Annotated in this window: 12 protein-coding genes; 7 read left to right on the forward strand and 5 right to left on the reverse strand. The window is 66.8% G+C overall.

Going from position 1 to position 17,352, the window contains the following annotated elements:
- Nucleotides 1–11: 11 nt before the first annotated feature.
- The 5 genes from tssA to KZJ38_RS31815 form a co-directional block, all read right to left on the reverse strand.
- A complete protein-coding gene (gene tssA / locus KZJ38_RS31795) occupies nucleotides 12–1,142 on the reverse strand; it encodes a type VI secretion system protein TssA (RefSeq protein WP_219801018.1) in 1,131 nt (376 codons plus the stop codon).
- Nucleotides 1,100–5,059, reverse strand: coding sequence for a type VI secretion system protein (locus KZJ38_RS31800; RefSeq protein WP_219801019.1), 3,960 nt, complete (start codon nucleotides 5,057–5,059; stop codon nucleotides 1,100–1,102). Before KZJ38_RS31800 ends, tssA begins: the two co-directional genes overlap by 43 nt.
- Nucleotides 5,056–6,099, reverse strand: a complete 1,044-nt coding sequence (locus KZJ38_RS31805; RefSeq protein ID WP_219801020.1) for a DotU family type IV/VI secretion system protein — start codon at nucleotides 6,097–6,099, stop codon at nucleotides 5,056–5,058. Before KZJ38_RS31805 ends, KZJ38_RS31800 begins: the two co-directional genes overlap by 4 nt.
- A complete protein-coding gene (tssK, locus tag KZJ38_RS31810; protein WP_219801021.1) occupies nucleotides 6,096–7,460 on the reverse strand; it encodes a type VI secretion system baseplate subunit TssK in 1,365 nt (454 codons plus the stop codon). The genes KZJ38_RS31805 and tssK overlap by 4 nt, the downstream gene beginning before the upstream one ends.
- Before the next feature lie 73 nt (nucleotides 7,461–7,533).
- A complete protein-coding gene (locus tag KZJ38_RS31815; RefSeq protein WP_219801022.1) occupies nucleotides 7,534–8,037 on the reverse strand; it encodes a hypothetical protein in 504 nt (167 codons plus the stop codon).
- A gap of 685 nt (nucleotides 8,038–8,722) precedes the next feature.
- Between KZJ38_RS31815 and tssB the strand changes: the two genes are divergently transcribed.
- The 7 genes from tssB (at nucleotide 8,723) to tssH (ending at nucleotide 17,352) form a co-directional block, all read left to right on the forward strand.
- Nucleotides 8,723–9,295 (forward strand): type VI secretion system contractile sheath small subunit, encoded by a 573-nt coding sequence (tssB, locus tag KZJ38_RS31820; protein ID WP_219801023.1) that lies wholly within the window; start codon nucleotides 8,723–8,725, stop codon nucleotides 9,293–9,295.
- A gap of 35 nt (nucleotides 9,296–9,330) precedes the next feature.
- Complete coding sequence (gene tssC / locus KZJ38_RS31825; protein ID WP_219801024.1) at nucleotides 9,331–10,809, forward strand: type VI secretion system contractile sheath large subunit; 1,479 nt, start codon at nucleotides 9,331–9,333, stop codon at nucleotides 10,807–10,809.
- A 100-nt stretch (nucleotides 10,810–10,909) separates the two neighbouring features.
- Nucleotides 10,910–11,407, forward strand: a complete 498-nt coding sequence (locus tag KZJ38_RS31830; RefSeq protein WP_219801025.1) for an Hcp family type VI secretion system effector — start codon at nucleotides 10,910–10,912, stop codon at nucleotides 11,405–11,407.
- Between the two features lie 27 nt (nucleotides 11,408–11,434).
- Nucleotides 11,435–11,908, forward strand: a complete 474-nt coding sequence (gene tssE / locus KZJ38_RS31835) for a type VI secretion system baseplate subunit TssE (protein ID WP_219801026.1) — start codon at nucleotides 11,435–11,437, stop codon at nucleotides 11,906–11,908.
- Nucleotides 11,892–13,679: a type VI secretion system baseplate subunit TssF gene (gene tssF, locus KZJ38_RS31840; RefSeq protein WP_219801027.1), complete on the forward strand. Its 1,788-nt coding sequence runs from the start codon at nucleotides 11,892–11,894 to the stop codon at nucleotides 13,677–13,679. Before tssE ends, tssF begins: the two co-directional genes overlap by 17 nt.
- On the forward strand, nucleotides 13,643–14,746 hold the full coding sequence (gene tssG / locus KZJ38_RS31845) for a type VI secretion system baseplate subunit TssG (protein ID WP_219801028.1): 1,104 nt from the start codon (nucleotides 13,643–13,645) through the stop codon (nucleotides 14,744–14,746). The genes tssF and tssG overlap by 37 nt, the downstream gene beginning before the upstream one ends.
- Nucleotides 14,743–17,352: a type VI secretion system ATPase TssH gene (tssH, locus tag KZJ38_RS31850; protein WP_219801029.1), complete on the forward strand. Its 2,610-nt coding sequence runs from the start codon at nucleotides 14,743–14,745 to the stop codon at nucleotides 17,350–17,352. The genes tssG and tssH overlap by 4 nt, the downstream gene beginning before the upstream one ends.

Raw genomic sequence — 17,352 nt, forward strand, 5'->3', positions numbered from 1 at the left:
TCGGGCGAGCTTTATTTCGATTTATCCGTCGCCGCGGGCAGCAAGCCCAGTACGGTCCAAAGCTGCTGCCCGTCCGAGCCGCCCGACATCAGTTCCTGCAACAGCACGGGCAGCGGCTTAGCGCCCCACTCGAGCGCGCGCTGAACCATGTACGGCACAGGGCTATGCGGTTCATAACGCATCAGAAAGTCGGCAATCGCCGCTAACTGCCGATACGCATCGTCACGGCTTTGCAGCGCGCCCTGCACGATCGACGGCGTCACAGCCGGTGCCGACACGCGGTCGGCGCCATCGGTCTCGCCCGATGAGGCGAGCGGCGGCGGCGGAGCAAACGGATGCATGGCGACACACTCCTTCAGTACGAGTTCGGCTTCGTCGATCGTTTTCATCAAGGTCGCGAAGCTCGGCGCTTCTTCCCCGAGCCGCGGCGTGCACCATGCGTCGACACGCCCGATCAGCACACGGGCCTGCGCAAGAGCCGCGAGCTGCTGGTGCAGCCGCTCGGGCGATGCCGCACGAGCGGCTTCGTTCAATACGGCTATCGCGTGCGCAGCGGCTTCGCGCTTCGCCGCGGGCACGTTCTGTCGCGCCTCCAGAGCAAGCGCTTCCCGATGCGCCGCGTGCCATTGCGCCAGCGTACCGCGCATGCCTTCGCGGCCCTCGAACAGTTGGGCGCGCGCCACCAGCACATCCGCATAGGCCGTCGCGAGCCACGCAAAGGGCGCCGCGCGGTAACCGGTGTCGCCGTCGCGAGGCAAAGGATGCAATTCGTCCCAGTAGCGCTCGCACAGCAGCGCGAGCAGTTCGAAACAACGCGGCAGCGCTTGCCAGCCATACAGATGCAGCCAGCTTTCGCCGAGCCAGGCAGCAAGCGTCAGGTCCTTACTGCGCTCCACCAGCAGGCGCCGGCAGCCCGCCTCCACTTCGCGCCAGTCGGCCACTTTGAGTTCCGTCTGCCAGATGCCGGCGGGCAGGCTCGCATCGTCTTCGCGACGCGCATTGCGGATTGCGTCGAACTCCGCGTCATGCAGCAGCGACACGCCACAGGGCGCGTCACCGGGCACCGGATGCAGTAGCGCTTCGATCGCGTAGTCGGGCGTCATCCGCGCCCCACTATGCTTTGCGACGTCGGCATCGGCCACGTCCGGCTCCTTGTCGTCACACCCGTTGCCCCATAGCCCGGCGCCGCGACCGGCAAATCGGGGATCGCCTGCGGCGTCTTCGCCGCGCCAACGAAACCGACGCGCAAATACATGCGCGCGGTCTTGATGTCGCCGCTGCGATCGCGCACCGGCACGGTCAGCAATAACGGCGGCGGCACCGACGACGAACCGGCCTGCGTGCCGGCAAGGTCCGCGTCGCCTTGCGTCTGATGCGCGCGCACGAAGCGCAGCAGCGCCCAGGTATCGCCGGCGGCCCACGTCGCGACGTCGCTTGCGCTCGATAGCGTCGGCTGCGCGGTATCGAGCATCGGCCGCCATGGCGAATCCTTCGCCCAGCGCAGGCTCAGCGAAACCGGCAAGCCAGGCTTCCAGTGCACAGGCACCGTGCCCAACGATGGATACGAGAGCTGGTCACCGCCGCTGGCAAGCTTCCACTCGATGACCTGATCCGCGCCCACTTCGTCCGCGCGATCGGTGCGCCACTGGACGTTCACTTCGACGCCCTGCAGCGCGCCGTCCGCACCGCGCGCAACGAGCGCGTCGAGCCACGGCTTCGCCTGCGCGAGCTGCGCGAGAAATTGCGCGCTATCGGCACGCTCGCGCCCGATCGCGGCGGCCGCCGTCATCCCGCGCTGCGCGAGCGCGAGCTGCTTGTCGAGCAACGCGGCGAATGCCGCTGTCTGACGCAGATCCGCGGCCGGCGCGGCGACATCCGCGGCAAACGGAAAACGTCCTGCCAGATAGCGTGCGAAGAAGCTGCGAATCTGCTCGTACGCCTCCATGCCGTCGCCCATCTGCAAACGGAAACATTGCTCGCGCGCTGACGCGACGAGATTCACCCCGGCGCTCGCGACGATATCGCCGCTTGCGGGCACATCGACCTGCGCGAGCGAGGCGCTGCAGTTGTCGATGTCGAGTTTGTCGAGTTGGTCGGCGATGATCGACGGCACCGCAACCATCGCGCTCGCGGGACTCTTCGCGCGGTACTGCGCGAGGTCCGCATTGAGCGCGCGCCAGCGGCTCACGAGCCGCGCATCCGCGGGCTCGAGCGACTGCTTCTGCGTGCTGAGCCAATCGAGCGCGCCTCCCGCAGTGGCCGCGATTTCCGCGACGGCCGCGGCCTGCGCGGCGAGATAGCTTTGCAGCGCCTGCGGCGTGGCCGCGCCGAATGCGCGCAGCGAGCCGCCCGGGCTGCCGTTCCAGCTCGAAAAATCGCCGCGCACCGGGCGGAACGGCGCCAGCGACTGCAATTGCGCATCGGCTGCGCGCAGCACATCAAGTGCGGAATCGCTCACGCGCAACGCGACGCTGGTCGCGAGATCGTCGCGGTTCAGTGAATCGAACGCGGCAATCAGATCGAGCGCGCTCTTGCGCAACGCGTCGAACTGCAATGCCGCATCCGCAGCCGAGCCGCTTTCGCGCTGGAGCGCCGGCGTGGCCGGCGCCGACAGCGCATTCACCATGCTGCGCACCGCGTCGTTGGCGGCCGCCGCCATCAGCGCGGCGCGGTATGCATCCGGCGCCTGCGCGAGCGGGCCGCCGACGTACTGCCGATAAGCGGGCAATACGGCGAGCGCACGCTGCGCACTGTTGGCATCGACTTCGCGGATCGACGCGCTGCCATCACCCGATGCGACCACGAATGGTTGCGCCAGCAACGTGCGCAGCGCGTCGCGCAGCGGCGGCAAGTCCGGCGCAAGTTGCAGGCCGTTGGACGACGACGCGCCCAGCACGCTCGGGAGACTGCCGTTTGCCAGCCAGCGCGCCGCGAACGCGTTCTGCTCCGCCTGCTCGTGCGCCTGCACGGACTTGACCGGTGTCTCGCCGATCAGCCGCAAATGCTGCGCGGTATCGAATAGCGAACTCAAGCCCGGCACGAGTTCCTTGCCGCGGGTGCCGGCCCAGCCGTGATTCGCGGTGTCGACCTGGGTGGCAAGCGTATCGATGCGCGTCGCCAGATCCGATAGCACGGCATTCGCGGGTGCGGCGCCGGGCGCTCGCAGATTCGTGAGCGTGGCCTGCACCTGCGCGGCGTTCAGCGTCAGCGTCGAATCCGAATACACGCGATCGAACCAGGCATCGAAGGTCTCTTCGAAGCACGCGCTGGCCTGCTGGCGCGCGGTAACCGCCTCCGGGCCCGAGAACGAAATCGCGCCGCGAGCCGCGACGGTTTCGCGAACCGCATCGTTGAGGCCGTCGCGGTCGGCAATGCGATCGGGGTCGAGCTGCACGCCGACTGCCTCGCGCATCAATTGCGAAAGCAGCGCGGCGTTGCCGCTGCCTCCCTGCACGAGTTCGTTGAAACGCGTCACGAGGTGCTCGGCTTGCGCGGCTTGCGCAACGAGGCGCGCCCCGAGCACATATTCGGGAAAGTCCTGCGGCCGCGCCGAAGTCTGCGTCGCCGGGTCCGCGCCTGAATCCGATGCAGCCGAGGCGGTGGCCGGCGCGCAATCGAGGTTGCGAAAGCGCGTGTCGAAGCGGTCGCGCAGCGGTGCAAACACGAGTGCCGCGAGCATATGCCGCTGCGAGTCGGCCAACTGCCGGTCGAGCGTCACGTAGGACAGCGGCATGAACGGCGATGTGACGCGCCAACGCGGCACATTCATCAACGAATTGGCGACCGCGGCGAGCGCCTTGCCGGTGGCCGCTTCGCCTTTGTCCGAGTCGCGGTAGGTGGCGCCCGCGAGCGTCAGCGAATCGTAGGCAGACGCGAGCGCGCTCGCATCGCGGCGCAGATGCCACCACGAAACGCCGAGCGCGACGCACCAGCACACCGCAAGCACCGCGGCAAGCGCCGTCAACGCGCGATGCCGCCGCATGCGCAGCGCGAGAACGCGCGGCACCGGCGTGGCCAGACCCTGGCCCGACAACAGCACGTCATGCCACAGGCGTGCGGCGAATGCGGGCGGCGCGCGCCGCACGCGCGCATCGGCGAGTTCGGAGGCGAGGCCGGCGAAAACACCGGCTGCGGCACCGGCTGCGCCGGATTGCGGCGCGGGCACCGCACCGACGCAATAGATACCGCGCAAGATCGGCGCCGTGCCGTCGGCCGCGCCACGCAGCGTCAGGTCGATGCGCTCGCGCAATGGCACGCGCAACTGGTCGAGCCGCTGCGGCAGCAGAAACAGCGACGCATCGAGATTGCCATCGACCGTCCCGAGCTCGGTGATCGTTTCGGCCAGTGCGGCGCGCATCGCGGCGAACGCCTCGTCGACCCATGCTTCCTCATAGGTTCGTTTCGGCGGATAAGGCGACGCCCAGCCAAGCGGCGTATTGCCGAACGATGCACGCTGCAGCACGGCCGCGAGCGCATCGAAGCCGCCCAACGCATCGCAACCGCTGATGACGATATAAAGCGGCAACATCTGGCCCAGCTGCCGCTGCAGCGCGACCAGCTTGCGCGACGATTCGAGCGCGGCCGCACTGAGTTCGCGCGGTGCGCCGCTCTGATCGACCAGCGAGTCCGCGGCGATCACCCACAACAGTGCATCGAGCGGCCGCCCGGGACGGTTACGAAGCAACGCGCGCAGCAAGCGGCGCCACGCGGACGGTTGGCGCTCCGTGGGCGGTAGCGCCAGCATGTTGTCCGGTTCGGCGATCAGCAGCCCTTCCGCATCGTTCCACACGCGTCCGAACCAGCCCTGCTCGCCGACCGGATTGAGACGCCAGCTGCGCGACAACGCATCGAGCGCGGCCGGTTCGCCGGTCGCGAGCACGCGCGGAATCGAATAGATGTCGCGCACGCCCATTGCGCTGTGCGCGGCGCGCACCGCCGCGCCGAACGTGCGCAACGGCTTCTGGTCCTGATGCCTGCGGCGCCACTGGACGACGGCGAACGCTACCAGCCCCGCCAGCAGCAGCGCGATCAGGCCGAGCAGAACCACGATCAGCGTCATCGCGCCTCTCCGTCGGCCGGCAGCACGGTGCGCACCAGCAAGGGGTTGGCTGCCGGCGCCTGCACGTTAGGCGCGGCGGGCTGTTGCGCTGGAACCTGCTGCGGCGCCGGCGCGGCAGCAGGTGCGGCAGCAGGTGCGGCAGCAGGTGCGGCAGCAGGTGCGGCAGCAGGTGCGGCAGCAGGTGCGGCAGCAGGTGCGGATGAGGGCGATCTGGCCGGCGCGCGGGGCGGCCTCAGCACGACGCCGGACACGGAGGTGCCTTCCACGGCTGCGGGTCGCAAATCGACCGTCGAGACGGCCTGGAACTGTTCGATTGCGGGACGCACGCGCGCGGTCGCCGACATCCACAACAGATGCGATACGCCGAGCAGCACGAGGAGCCCTACCACCAGCAACAACAGGAAGCGCGCGACGTCAGGAAACATCTGCGTGAGCATCACCGCGCGGCGCGGCGCCACGGCGGTGCGCTCGATCGGCGCGGCAAGACGCGCGGGCTCCGCATCGCGCTGCATCGCGAACGCAAACAGCGAGTGCCGCAACTGATCGTGCCGTAAAGCGCCCTGCTCTCCGCGCAAACGCCCCTTGAAGCCGAGCGTCAGACACGCGAGGTACACCTGCGCGAGATCGCGCTGCGCCGGCTCGCGTCGCGCGAGCAGCGTTTCGATCGCGTCGGGCAGCTGCTCGCCCGCGGCACGCGTGCCGAACACGCGCGCTTCGAGCGGCCGCGCGTCCCAGGCCGCATTGCCCGGCCAGTCGGAAAACAGCAGCAGCTCATCGAGCAATGCGACAAAGGCATACTGCGCGGCGGCGATGTCCGCTTCGCCGGCCGCACCGGTCCACGCCATCGCTTCGCGCGCGAGACGCCGTGTCGCGGCGCCGAGCTGCTCGGCAAGCGTATCCGCGTAAGCGGCCGAATCGAGCGTTTCGACCGCGCTGCGTTCGAGCGCGGCGCGCTCGTTCATCGCGTGCTCGAACGCCGCGACGAACGCCCGCATCAGCGGTGTGCGCTCGTAGCCGGGCATCGCGCCGTAGTCGCTCATTGACCCTCGCGCCCTTCATGCGCGGCGCCGTCGGCGGCGTCCGCGCCCGGCGTGAATAGTTGCACCGCCCACGGCGCCACGCCGGCACTGCCCGCCCGCACGTCGATGACGAGCGGTTCGGTCGGGTCGAACCAGGCGGCGTCGAGCACCAACGCGAACATCGCGGTGTCGTCGCCCGCGCTGTACGCGGCGCGCTCTTCGCGCGCGAGACGCCGGCGCGCCAGGCCGCGCATGCGCTGCCGCGCGAGCGTCGGCACATGCTGACGCGAAGCGATCACGGTCTGATCGAGCCACGCGCCCGCATCGCGCTCGCCGGCGTCGGCCGGCATGCGCAGGCCGATCACCAGTTCCGGTTGCGGCGTGCCGTTGTCGAACGGCGGACCGATCCAGAAGCCGCCCGCCTCTTCGCTGAACTGACGCACGCGATAGCCCTGACGCACCGTCGACAATGCGTCGTCGATCCAGTCGAGCAGCGGCTCGTACGATGCCAGCAGCTCCATGTAGTCGAACGGCGCAAAGCCCGGCACCCCGCGCTCGGGACGCAGACTCGCCAGCGACCCCGCCATGCCCGCCAGCGTACGATGCAGATCAACCGGGTGCGCCGCGCGCGACAGCAGCGCCGCCTCCACTTCGGGCAAGCGCATCCACAGCGCGCTCAGCTGGCGTTCGATCTGCGCCGCGTCGTCGAGTTCGCCCGCATGACGCGCGGCGTCGAGCCGCCCGGCAAGAAACACGCACTTCTCGCGCGCCCGCAGCACCATGCGCATCACGCGCTGGCCGAGCGGCGTATCCGGCTTGACGATCGGACACGGCGGCGCGTATTCGGTCAGCGCCACGCCGCCCCCTTGCTGGCGCAGCCGCATCAGCGGCAAGCGATCGTATTCGTGATTGCCGAGATCGGTCATCAGATGCAGACGAGGCCGCCACGTCACGACGTTCGCCGGGTCGGCGCCCGCGTTCAGGTCCGGCACGTCGGCGCTCTCATGCTGCCGGTAGCGCGCGCCGCGCCGGTCGATCTGGCCGCCGCGATAAAGCGGCGGCACGGCCAGATACACCGTAACCGTCTGATCCGGCGCGGTGAATGCCGCGCGCACATCGACCTGCAACACCGGATCGTCGGCGCTATGGCGAATCGGCAGGCCGTCCGCCAGCACCGCATCGAGCGCCGTAATGCGCACGAGCCCTTCGGCAAGCCCGGCCGGCTCGTGTTCGAGCGCCAGCACGCCCCAGAAATGCGGCCGCGCAGCACCCGCGAGCAGCGCCGCGTGACCGGCCGCATGCAGCGCCTGGGTCTGAAAATGTTGCGGCAGCAACGGCATGCCGTCGAACCAGCAGATCGGATCGGGAAACAGGTTTCGCATGTCAGTCACTCCGGCTGCCAGCCGGTGTCGTAGGGCAGCGGCCCGCCCTCGTTAGCGCCGCACGTGGCGCGACTCATCGCTCGCTCTGGCGCGACAGCAGTTGCAGATCCTGGTCGCCCAGTTGCAGCAGCGCCTTCTGCGGGCCGCCGTCGAGCCGCACGCGATGCGCGCCCGGTGTCTGGTAGCCGGCGAATACCAGGACCCCCGCCGCGCGCTGGCCATCGAAGCCGAACTTCGCGTCGATGATCTGCTGGCCCGGCACCACTTCGTAAGAAATCACGTTCAGATCCTTCGGGTAATCGCGTCGAAGCTGGTCGCGTTGCGCAAACCACTTGGCGGACGGCAAGCCAAGCAGCATGTCGAGCAATTGAGGATTGCGTACCAGTACGGCATCGAGCGGAATCGGTGTATCGAGATTCGCCTGGGTCGCGACGCTGATCGACAGGGTGTCGACGTTGACGCGGGGCATCGATCCGGAACAGCCCGCGAGACACAGTGCCGCGCAGAGCGCGACCGGACGCCGGCGAGCCAATGCGCCGGCACGCCGCAGGACGGCGAGTCGCAACGAGCTAGTCACTTGGCTACCCCCTCATACGGTGCGACGTACGCCGGCGCTCGAGCCGGCATCCCCGCCATTCGTTTCTGGTTCTAATCTTCTTGCGAGCCGACGCGCGGCCCTTGCGCCGGGCGTAGTCTACAAGTACCGCCATGCGCGATGCAATCAGCCGTTGTTGCAAGCCGCGCGTAAAAAAACATGCAATCCGTATTGCACCCGGCACCGAAAGCCGACGCAAAGCAGTCCAATAGAAAAGGCGCTATGCGTCACATAAATTTTGTTTGAATTTCGTCGTGGACTATCGTAGAGTCTTTTGCGTCAGATAATTATGCTGCCAGCGGAATTTTTCAAGTTCCTTTTCAAATTCCTATAAGGGCAGCGCTTCCGGGGCAAACTTCGAGGTACCGGGTAACGCAGTCGTCCCTACCCGCTTCGTACCTCCAGACGGGCCAACCGGCGTAGTCCTGCTGTACCTTTCGTATATGCAATTGCAATAAATCGGGCGGCTGCATGGTTGTCTCCCGCGTGGATGCCGAGCCAGTCGGCCGCGCAAAGCCGGTATGCCGCACCAAAAAGAAAATAGTGCAAAAAAGGTAAAAGTGCGTTTGTCGCGCGGGCTTGTCGCATGCGTTTGCTGCATAGGCTTGTCACGTGCATTTATCGCGTACTTTAAAGGCAATAAGATAAGACTCCCGCTGAGGTGACCATGGCCGACAGTACTCAACACTGGTTCGAAAGGAACCGCCCGCCCCGTGTACAGATCACGTACGACGTCGAAACCGGCAATGCGATCGAGAAAAAGGAATTGCCGCTCGTAGTCGGCATCCTTGCCGACCTGTCGGGCAACCCCGAACAACCGCTGCCGAAAATGACGGAGCGCCGCTTCGTCGACATCGACCGCGACAACTTCAACGACGTGATGAAATCGATCGGCCCGCGCGCGACGCTGCAGGTCGACAACACGCTCGCGGGCGACGGCAGCAAGATCAATCTCGCGCTCAAGTTCACGCATATCGACGACTTCGATCCGGTGAAGATCGTGCAGCAGATCGCGCCGCTAAAGCAGCTCTACGACGCGCGCCTGCGACTGCGCGATCTGTTGACCAAGCTCGACGGCAACGACGAGCTCGACTCACTGCTGCAGGAAGTGGTGCACAACACCCAGGGGCTGACGGAAATCAAGGCCGCCCATCCGCAGGACACACCGGTCGCGCAACTGCCGGCGCCGGAAGCCGGTGGCGGCGATGCGCCCGCCGGCGACGCGCCTGCCGCGACCTGAGCCCTGCTTAAGCCCAGCATCCCGAGGAGAAGTCCATGTCGGATATCCAAGCCGCGGCTGCGCCCGCGCAAACCGAAACGCTTAGCCTGCTCGACCGGATCGTGCAGGATGGCCGGATGGCCCATGACGCGGAGCAGCAGCAGCATGCCCGCGAACTGCTCGCCGAATTCGCGTTGCAGGTGCTCGACAAGAATATGACGGTGAGCCGCGACACGGTCGCGATGATCAACGATCACATCAAGAAGATCGACGAGCTGATCAGCGAACAGATGAACGCGGTGCTGCATCACCCGGACATGCAGTCGCTCGAAGCGTCGTGGCGAGGCCTGCATTACCTCGTGAAGAACAGCGAAACCGGCACGCGCCTCAAGCTGCGCCTGCTCGACGCATCGAAGAAAGATCTCGCGAACGACCTCGAAAAGGCCATCGACGTCGATACCAGCGCGCTGTTCAAGAAGATCTATGAAGAGGAATACGGTACGTTCGGCGGCCATCCGTTCGGCGTGCTGATCGGCGATTACTACTTCACGCGCCAGAACCCGGACCTCGGCCTGCTCGAAAAGCTCGCGCAGGTCGCCGCGGCCGCGCATGCGCCGTTTATTTCCGCCGCTCATCCGCAGCTGTTCGATATGGGCAGTTTCACCGAGCTCGGTGTGCCGCGCGATCTGTCGAAAGTGTTCGAGACGATCGATATGCACCGCTGGCGCGCATTCCGCAAGAGCGAAGACTCGCGCTATGTCGCGCTGGTGCTACCGCACGTGCTGATGCGCCGGCCTTACCATCCGGACAGCAATCCGGTGGAAGGCATGAACTTCGTCGAAAACGTCGACGGCACCGATCATTCGAAATACTTGTGGGGCAACGCGGCCTATGCGCTCGGCCAGCGCATCACGAATGCGTTTGCGAAGTACAGCTGGTGCGCGGCGATTCGAGGCGTGGAAGGCGGCGGTGCGGTCGAACAGCTGCCCGACCATATCTTCCAGACGGCCGCCGGCGACAAGGCGATGAAGTGTCCGACCGAAGTGTCGATCACGGATCGCCGCGAGAAAGAGCTCGATGCGCTCGGCTTCATTGCGCTGTGCCACAAGAAGAACGACGGGCTCGCGGTGTTCTTCGGCGGCCAGACCGCGAACCAGCCGGTGGCCTACAACACGAGCGAAGCGACCGCCAACGCGCGCATCTCCGCGATGCTGCCGTACGTGCTCGCCGCATCGCGCTTTGCGCACTACATCAAGGTGATCATGCGCGACAAGGTCGGCAGCTTCATGACGCGCGACAACGTGCGCGCGTACCTGAACACGTGGATTGCCGACTACGTGCTCGTCAACGACAACGCGCCGCAGGAAATCAAGGCGCAGTACCCGTTGCGCGAAGCGCGCGTCGACGTGACCGAAGTCGCCGGCAAGCCGGGCGCCTACCGCGCCACGGTGTTCCTGCGGCCGCACTTCCAGCTCGAGGAGCTGACCGCCTCGATCCGTCTCGTCGCGACGCTGCCGCCGCCGGCCGCCGCCTGAGTCCGAAGCCGGCCGCGCGCCGGCTTCGCCACCATCCGTTACGATCGCGCGGCGTCGCCCGACGGCACGCGCCGCGTTCACACGCTTCAGGAGCGCATTCATGGATTCGATCATTCTCGACCTCGGCACCGAGATCAAGGGCGAGTGCACGCTCGAGGGCTATACCGACAAGATCGAGTTGATGTCGTATAGCCACAACGTCGCCATGCAGGTGACCAACGACGTCAGCAACTCGGAGCGCACGTCGGGCAAGCCGCATGTCGGCGAGTTCACCGTGACGAAGTACATCGACGTCGCCACGCCGACGATTAACGAGTACTGCTGCGGCGGCAAGGCGATCCCGAGCGCCATCATCGTCGTGGGCCGCAATGCGGCGGAAAGCGACGGCAAGATCATGCCGTTCATCACCTACACGCTGAATAACGTCGTGCTGAGCAACGTCAGCGTATCGGGCGGCGCGGGCGGCAAGCCGGTCGAAACGCTGTCGCTCAACTTCACGAAGATCAAGTGGGAAATGACCACGCAGAAAGACGACGGCTCGAAGGAAGGCACAGCCGCCTCGACGTGGGATATGGCCGCGAACAAGCTGGCCAAGTAACGCACGCCGACCGCAAAGCGCAAGCCGATGCCCAACGCCACGCTTGCCGTCGCCCCGGTGCCGCTCTTCGAGCGGCTCGAGGACGACGCGCCGTTTGTCGCGCACGAACCGCAGGTGCGCCGCACGCTGACCGTCGATGAATTGCGTGCGTCGGTGCGCGCGGAACTGATGCGCCTGCTGAACACGCGGCGCGGCGCCGCGCACGATGGCCGGCCGCTCGATGTGCTGTCGTACGGGCTGCCGGACTGGACCGCGTATTCGGCCGCGCGCAGCGCGGACCGTGCCGTGCTCGCGCGCAGCGTGGTCGAAGCGGTGCGCGCATTCGAGCCGCGCCTGCTCGGGCCGCATGTGCAGATCGAAGCGGACCCGCAGGCAGCCTGGCGTTTGCAGATGCGTATCACGGGCAAGCTCGCCCACGGCAACGGCATGGCGCCGGTTGCCTATATCGCGCCGTTGCTGGACGGACAGCCGGTCGGAATCGTCGATGAACGACTCGCTTGACGATCTGCTGCTCGATTACTATCAGCGCGAGCTGACCTATCTGAGGCGCGCGAGCGAAAGCTTCGCGCAACGCTATCCGAAGATCGCGCGCCGCTTGCAGCTCGGCCCCGCGGAAAGCGCCGATCCGCACGTCGAGCGCCTGCTCGAAAGTTTCGCGGTGTTGACGGCACGTATCCAGCGCACGCTCGACGACGAGTATTCGGAACTGACGGACGGTCTGCTCGAGCAGTTCTATCCGTACGCGTCGCGGCCGCTGCCTTCAATGACGATCGTGCAGTTCAACGCGGACCCGACCCAGGGCAGCGTGGCCGAGGGGTACACCGTGCCACGCGATACGCCGCTCACGCATGTAACGGCGGACGGCACGACGCTGCGCTGGCGCACCTGCGCCGACGTTACGCTGTGGCCGGTCGAATTGCGCGACGCCCAGTTGCTCAACGCGGAAGAAGCGCAGGCGCTGGCCGGCGACGCGTCGCTGCAGGCCGCCTTGCGGCTTACCGTTTGCACGACCGGCCAGTACCGCTTCGACGCGCTGCCGATCAAGCGGTTGCGCGTGCGCCTCGCGGGCTCCCCGACGACGGCCGCCGCGCTCTACGATCTGTTGTGCGCGCACGCGACGGCGGTGTACTGGCAGACGCCCGGCGAAGCAATGCGCGTGCAGCCCGGCTGCCCCGAACCGCTCGGCTTTAGCGACGAACAAGCGCTGCTGCCGCTCGAAGACGGCGTGCATCCCGCCTGCCGTCTGCTCGTCGAATATCTGGCGTTCCCCGAGAAATTCGCGTTCTTCGATCTGCCGTTCGTGCCGCCGCAAGGCGCCGGCGATCGCGTCGACCTGCTGATCGGCTTCCGGGCGGCGCCGGGCGGGAAGCTCACGCTTCATACGCACGATTTCGCGCTCGGCTGCGCGCCCGCGATCAATCTGTTCGCTCGCACGTCGGAACCGTTGCGACCCGATGCCACGCTGCGCGAAATGCGCCTGAGCCCGGACGCGCACCGCGAAGCGAGCAGCGAAATCTACGCGGTGCGCAAGGTGCGCGCGGTAAGCGGCCGGGACGTCGTCGAAGTGCCGCCCTACTACGGCGTCGGTCACGGAAGCGGTTCGACGCTGTATTGGCACGCGCGCCGCGTGACCGGCATGCATCCGTCGCGGCCGGGCAGCGACGTCATGCTGACCTTCGTCGACACGCGTTTCGATCCCACCGTTCCCAGCGCGCGCACGCTGACCGCGGAACTGCTGTGCACCAACCGTCATCTCGCGCACGCACTCGAGCCGGGCGCGGCCCTGTCGTTCGAAGCGCCGGGGCCGGTCGCAAGCGTGCGCATCGCGCACCGACCGACGCCGCAAGTTGCCGCGGCACTCGATGGCAGTTCGCGCTGGCGGCTCGCGTCGCAATTCGTGCTGAACCATGCATCGCTCGTCAGCGGCCCGCAAGCATTGCAGACGCTGCGCGAAATGCTCGAGTTGCACAACCTCGCCGCGAGCTCCGCCGCCCAACGGCAGATCGCCGGCGTCGCGTCCGTGGGTAGCGAAGCGATCGTCGCCCACGTCGGCGAGGACCTGTGGCGCGGCTGGCGAAACGGCCTCAAGGTGCGCATCGAACTCGACCCCACGCATTTCGTCGGCACGAGCACCGTGCTGTTCTCCGGCGTGCTAGCGCATTTCTTTTCGCTGTACGCGAGCGTCAACCGTTTCGTCCACACCGCGCTCGTGCGCGATGGCAGGGAGATTCATACATGGCGGCCGAAACAGGGCAGTCCGCTCGTTCTGTAGCAGAACGCCTTTTCGACGAGCCGCATGCGTTCGAATTCGCGCAGGCCGTGCGCCTGTTCGAAGTGTTGCGGCGCGACGCGGCGCCGCTCGGCACCGGCCTCGATCCGCGCGCGGAAGCGCTCGCGCTGAGCGGCGCGCTCGCGCCGGTATTCGCGGCCAGCGCGCTGGGCCCGTTGCGCGCCACGCAGCCGCGTTCCCATGCGCTCGAACAGGACGGCAACGAAGCTTACGCGGCTTCGCAGCCGCAGCTACACCCGCAGCCGCAGCTTCAGGTGAATAGCTTCGCGCTGGGCGGCCCGGAAGGTCCGCTGCCTAATGCGTACCAGGAATGGCTGCAGGACCGTTTGCGTAACAAGGACACGTCGGCAGCCGCCTTTCTCGACCTGTTCCAGCATCGGCTGCTCGCGTTGTTTTATCGCGCGCAGCGCAAGTACCGCGTGGCCGATCCGTTCCTCGAACCCGCGCATAGTCCCGCGGAAGTGATTCTGCGTGGCATCGCCGGTCTGCAATTGCGCGCGCGCAATCATGCCGTGGCGGAGCCGGGCATCGATGCACGCGCGGTGCTGTCGCGCGCGGGCCTGTTCGCCAACCGGCGCCGTTCGCTTGCGGGCTTCGATGTGCTCGCGTGCCATCACTTCGGCGTGCAGATCCGCACCGCGCCATTCGCCGGTGGCTGGCGCACGCTTCCCGAAGCAAGCCGCACGCGCATCGGCACGAACGGCCGCAATCACTGGCTTGGCGCCGGCGCGGTCGCCGGCCGGCGCATTTGGGACGAGCACCGCGGCATGACGATCCGCATCGGCCCCCTGACGCTCGACGAATATGAAGCGTTTCTGCCCGGGGGAAAGCGGCATGGCGAATTGCGCGCGCTCGCATCCGCCTATTTCGGCACCGATCTTTATCAGCATATCGAACTGCATCTGTCGCGCGGCGAGCAGCCTGCGGCCCGTCTATCGGCGGCCCGGCCGCCGCGGCTTGGATGGACCGCATGGTCCGGTACGGACCGCACGCCGCCCGCGCGCACCACGCGCATGACCTTCGCGTTCGGCAATGGAGCGGACCGATGACGATCGATCTGAAAACGCTGGTCGGCAAGCTCGAACGTCCGGCGCGCCATGCCCTCGAACGCGCCGCCCAGGCGTGTCTGCGCCAGACGCACTTCGACGTCGAGGTCGAACACCTGCTGCTCGAACTGCTCGACATCGAAGGCGGCGATTTCGCCTGCGTGCTGCCGCATTACGGGCTCGAGCGCGACACGCTGATCGCCGAAATGCGCGCGGCGCTCGAGAAATTCAAACGCGGCAATACGCGCACGCCGTCGTTTTCGGCGAATCTCGTGATGCTGCTGCAGGACGCGCTCGTGCAATCGACCGTCGTGATGCAGCAGCCGCAGGTCCGCTCCGGCGCCCTGCTGCTCGCGCTGCTCGACAACGGCACGCTGTGCGCGCAGCTTTCGGCAAGCGCGCCGTCGATCCTGCGGATCTCGAGCGCGGCGCTGCAAACCAATTTCACCGAATGGCTGGCCGCTTCGTCGGAGCGAAACGGCACGTTCGCCGCGCACACGCCGTCGGCAGCCAATGCGCGCGACGGCGCCTCCGGCGCGCCGTCCGTCCTCGATCAGTACACCCAGGACCTCAGCGCCGATGCGCGCGCGGGACGGATCGACCCGATCGTCGGCCGTAATGCCGAAATCCGTCAGACCGTCGATATCCTGCTACGGCGCCGGCAAAACAATCCGATCCTTGTCGGCGCGCCGGGTGTCGGCAAAACCGCGATCGTCGAAGGGCTCGCGCTACGCATCGCGGCCGGCGATGTGCCGCCGCCGCTCGCCAATGTCGCGCTGCGGGTGCTCGACCTCGCGCTATTGCAGGCAGGCGCCGGCGTAAAAGGCGAATTCGAGCAGCGTCTCAAAAGCGTGATCGATGAGGTGAAACGCTCGCCGCAGCCTGTCATTCTGTTTATCGACGAAGCCCATACGATGATCGGCGCGGGCGGCGCCGAAGGCGGCAGCGATGTCGCCAATCTGTTGAAGCCCGCGCTCGCGCGCGGCGAACTGCGTACGATCGCCGCGACCACATGGCTCGAATACAAGAAGTACTTCGAAAAGGATCCGGCGCTCGCGCGGCGCTTTCAGCTTGTGCAGGTCGAAGAACCCGACGAGCCGACGGCCGTCGCAATGTTGCGCGGTGTCGCGGCCAATCTCGAACAGCATCATGGCGTCGCCGTGCTCGAAGCGGCGATCGTCGACGCGGTCAAGCTGTCGCACCGCTATATTTCGGGGCGGCAGTTGCCGGACAAGGCAATTGCCGTGCTCGACACGGCCTGCGCACGCGTCGCGCTCGCGCAGCATGACACGCCGCCGCAACTCGAAAGCGCGCGGCATCGCGAACGCGCGTTGGGCGAGGAACTGGAGCGTCTCAAACAGGAAATGGTGTTGGGCGCCAATCACTCGGCGCGCGTCGCCGCGCTCTCGGCCGACCATCAGCGCAACGCCACCCTCGTGCGCGAACTCGACGCACGCTGGCGCGAGGAAGCGGCGACCGTGCGCGAGATTCTCGCGACCCGTGCAAAACTCGCCGCGCTCGATGGCGAACTGCAAGGCACGCCGGACGCCGAACCGGGTATGCAGGGCGAACAGCGGGGCGAACAGCAAGGTGAACAGCGGGGTGAACAACTCGAAGATCTGGCCGCCGAACTCGCGCGCCTCGAAAGCGGCCTCGAGGCGATCCGCGACGACGACCAGATGGTGCCCGTCTGCGTCGACTCGAAAGCGGTCGCCGCCGTGATCGCGAGCTGGACCGGCATCCCGGTGGGCAAGATGCTGGCCGACGAAGCGCATGCGGTGCGTACGCTCAAGACGCGCCTCGCGCAGCGCATCGTTGGGCAGGACGCGGCGCTGGAACGCATCGTCAAGCGGATTCAGGCGTATCGCGCGGGACTGACCGATCCGCAGAAGCCGGTCGGCGTCTTTCTGCTGGTTGGGCCGACCGGCGTCGGCAAGACAGAAACCGCGTATGCCTTGGCCGATGCACTCTATGGCGGCGAGCGCAATCTGATTGCGATCAACCTCTCGGAGTATCAGGAGGCGCACACGGTCTCGCAACTCAAAGGCGCGCCACCGGGCTACGTCGGTTACGGCGCGGGCGGCATGCTGACCGAGGCCGTGCGCCGGCGCCCGTATAGCGTCGTACTGCTCGACGAAATCGAAAAAGCGCACCCCGATGTGCTCGAGGCGTTCTACAACGTGTTCGACAAAGGCATGATGGAAGACGGCACGGGCCTTACCGTCGATTTTCGCAATACCGTGATTCTCGCGACCAGCAATGTCGGCTCCGAACTGCTGCTCAATACGCGTGCTGCCGACCTCGCGACCGACGCCTTCGCGAAAGGCCTGCGCGATGTGCTGCTCGACGCTTTCCGCCCCGCGTTTCTGGCCCGCATGACGACCGTGCCTTACCGGATGCTCGACGACGCGATGCTGCGCGCGATTATCGAACAGAAGCTCGAACAGCTTAGAACGCGGTATCGCGAAGCGACCGGAAAGCAGTTCGCCTTCGACGCAGGCATCATCGACGCGGTCCTCGCGCGCTGCCGTTCCGCCGGCGCGCGCGAAATCGACAACGTTTTGATGAACGAACTGGTCGGCACGCTCGCGGAGTGGGCGCTCGAATGA

The organism is Paraburkholderia edwinii, assembly GCF_019428685.1.
GTDB lineage: Bacteria > Pseudomonadota > Gammaproteobacteria > Burkholderiales > Burkholderiaceae > Paraburkholderia > Paraburkholderia edwinii.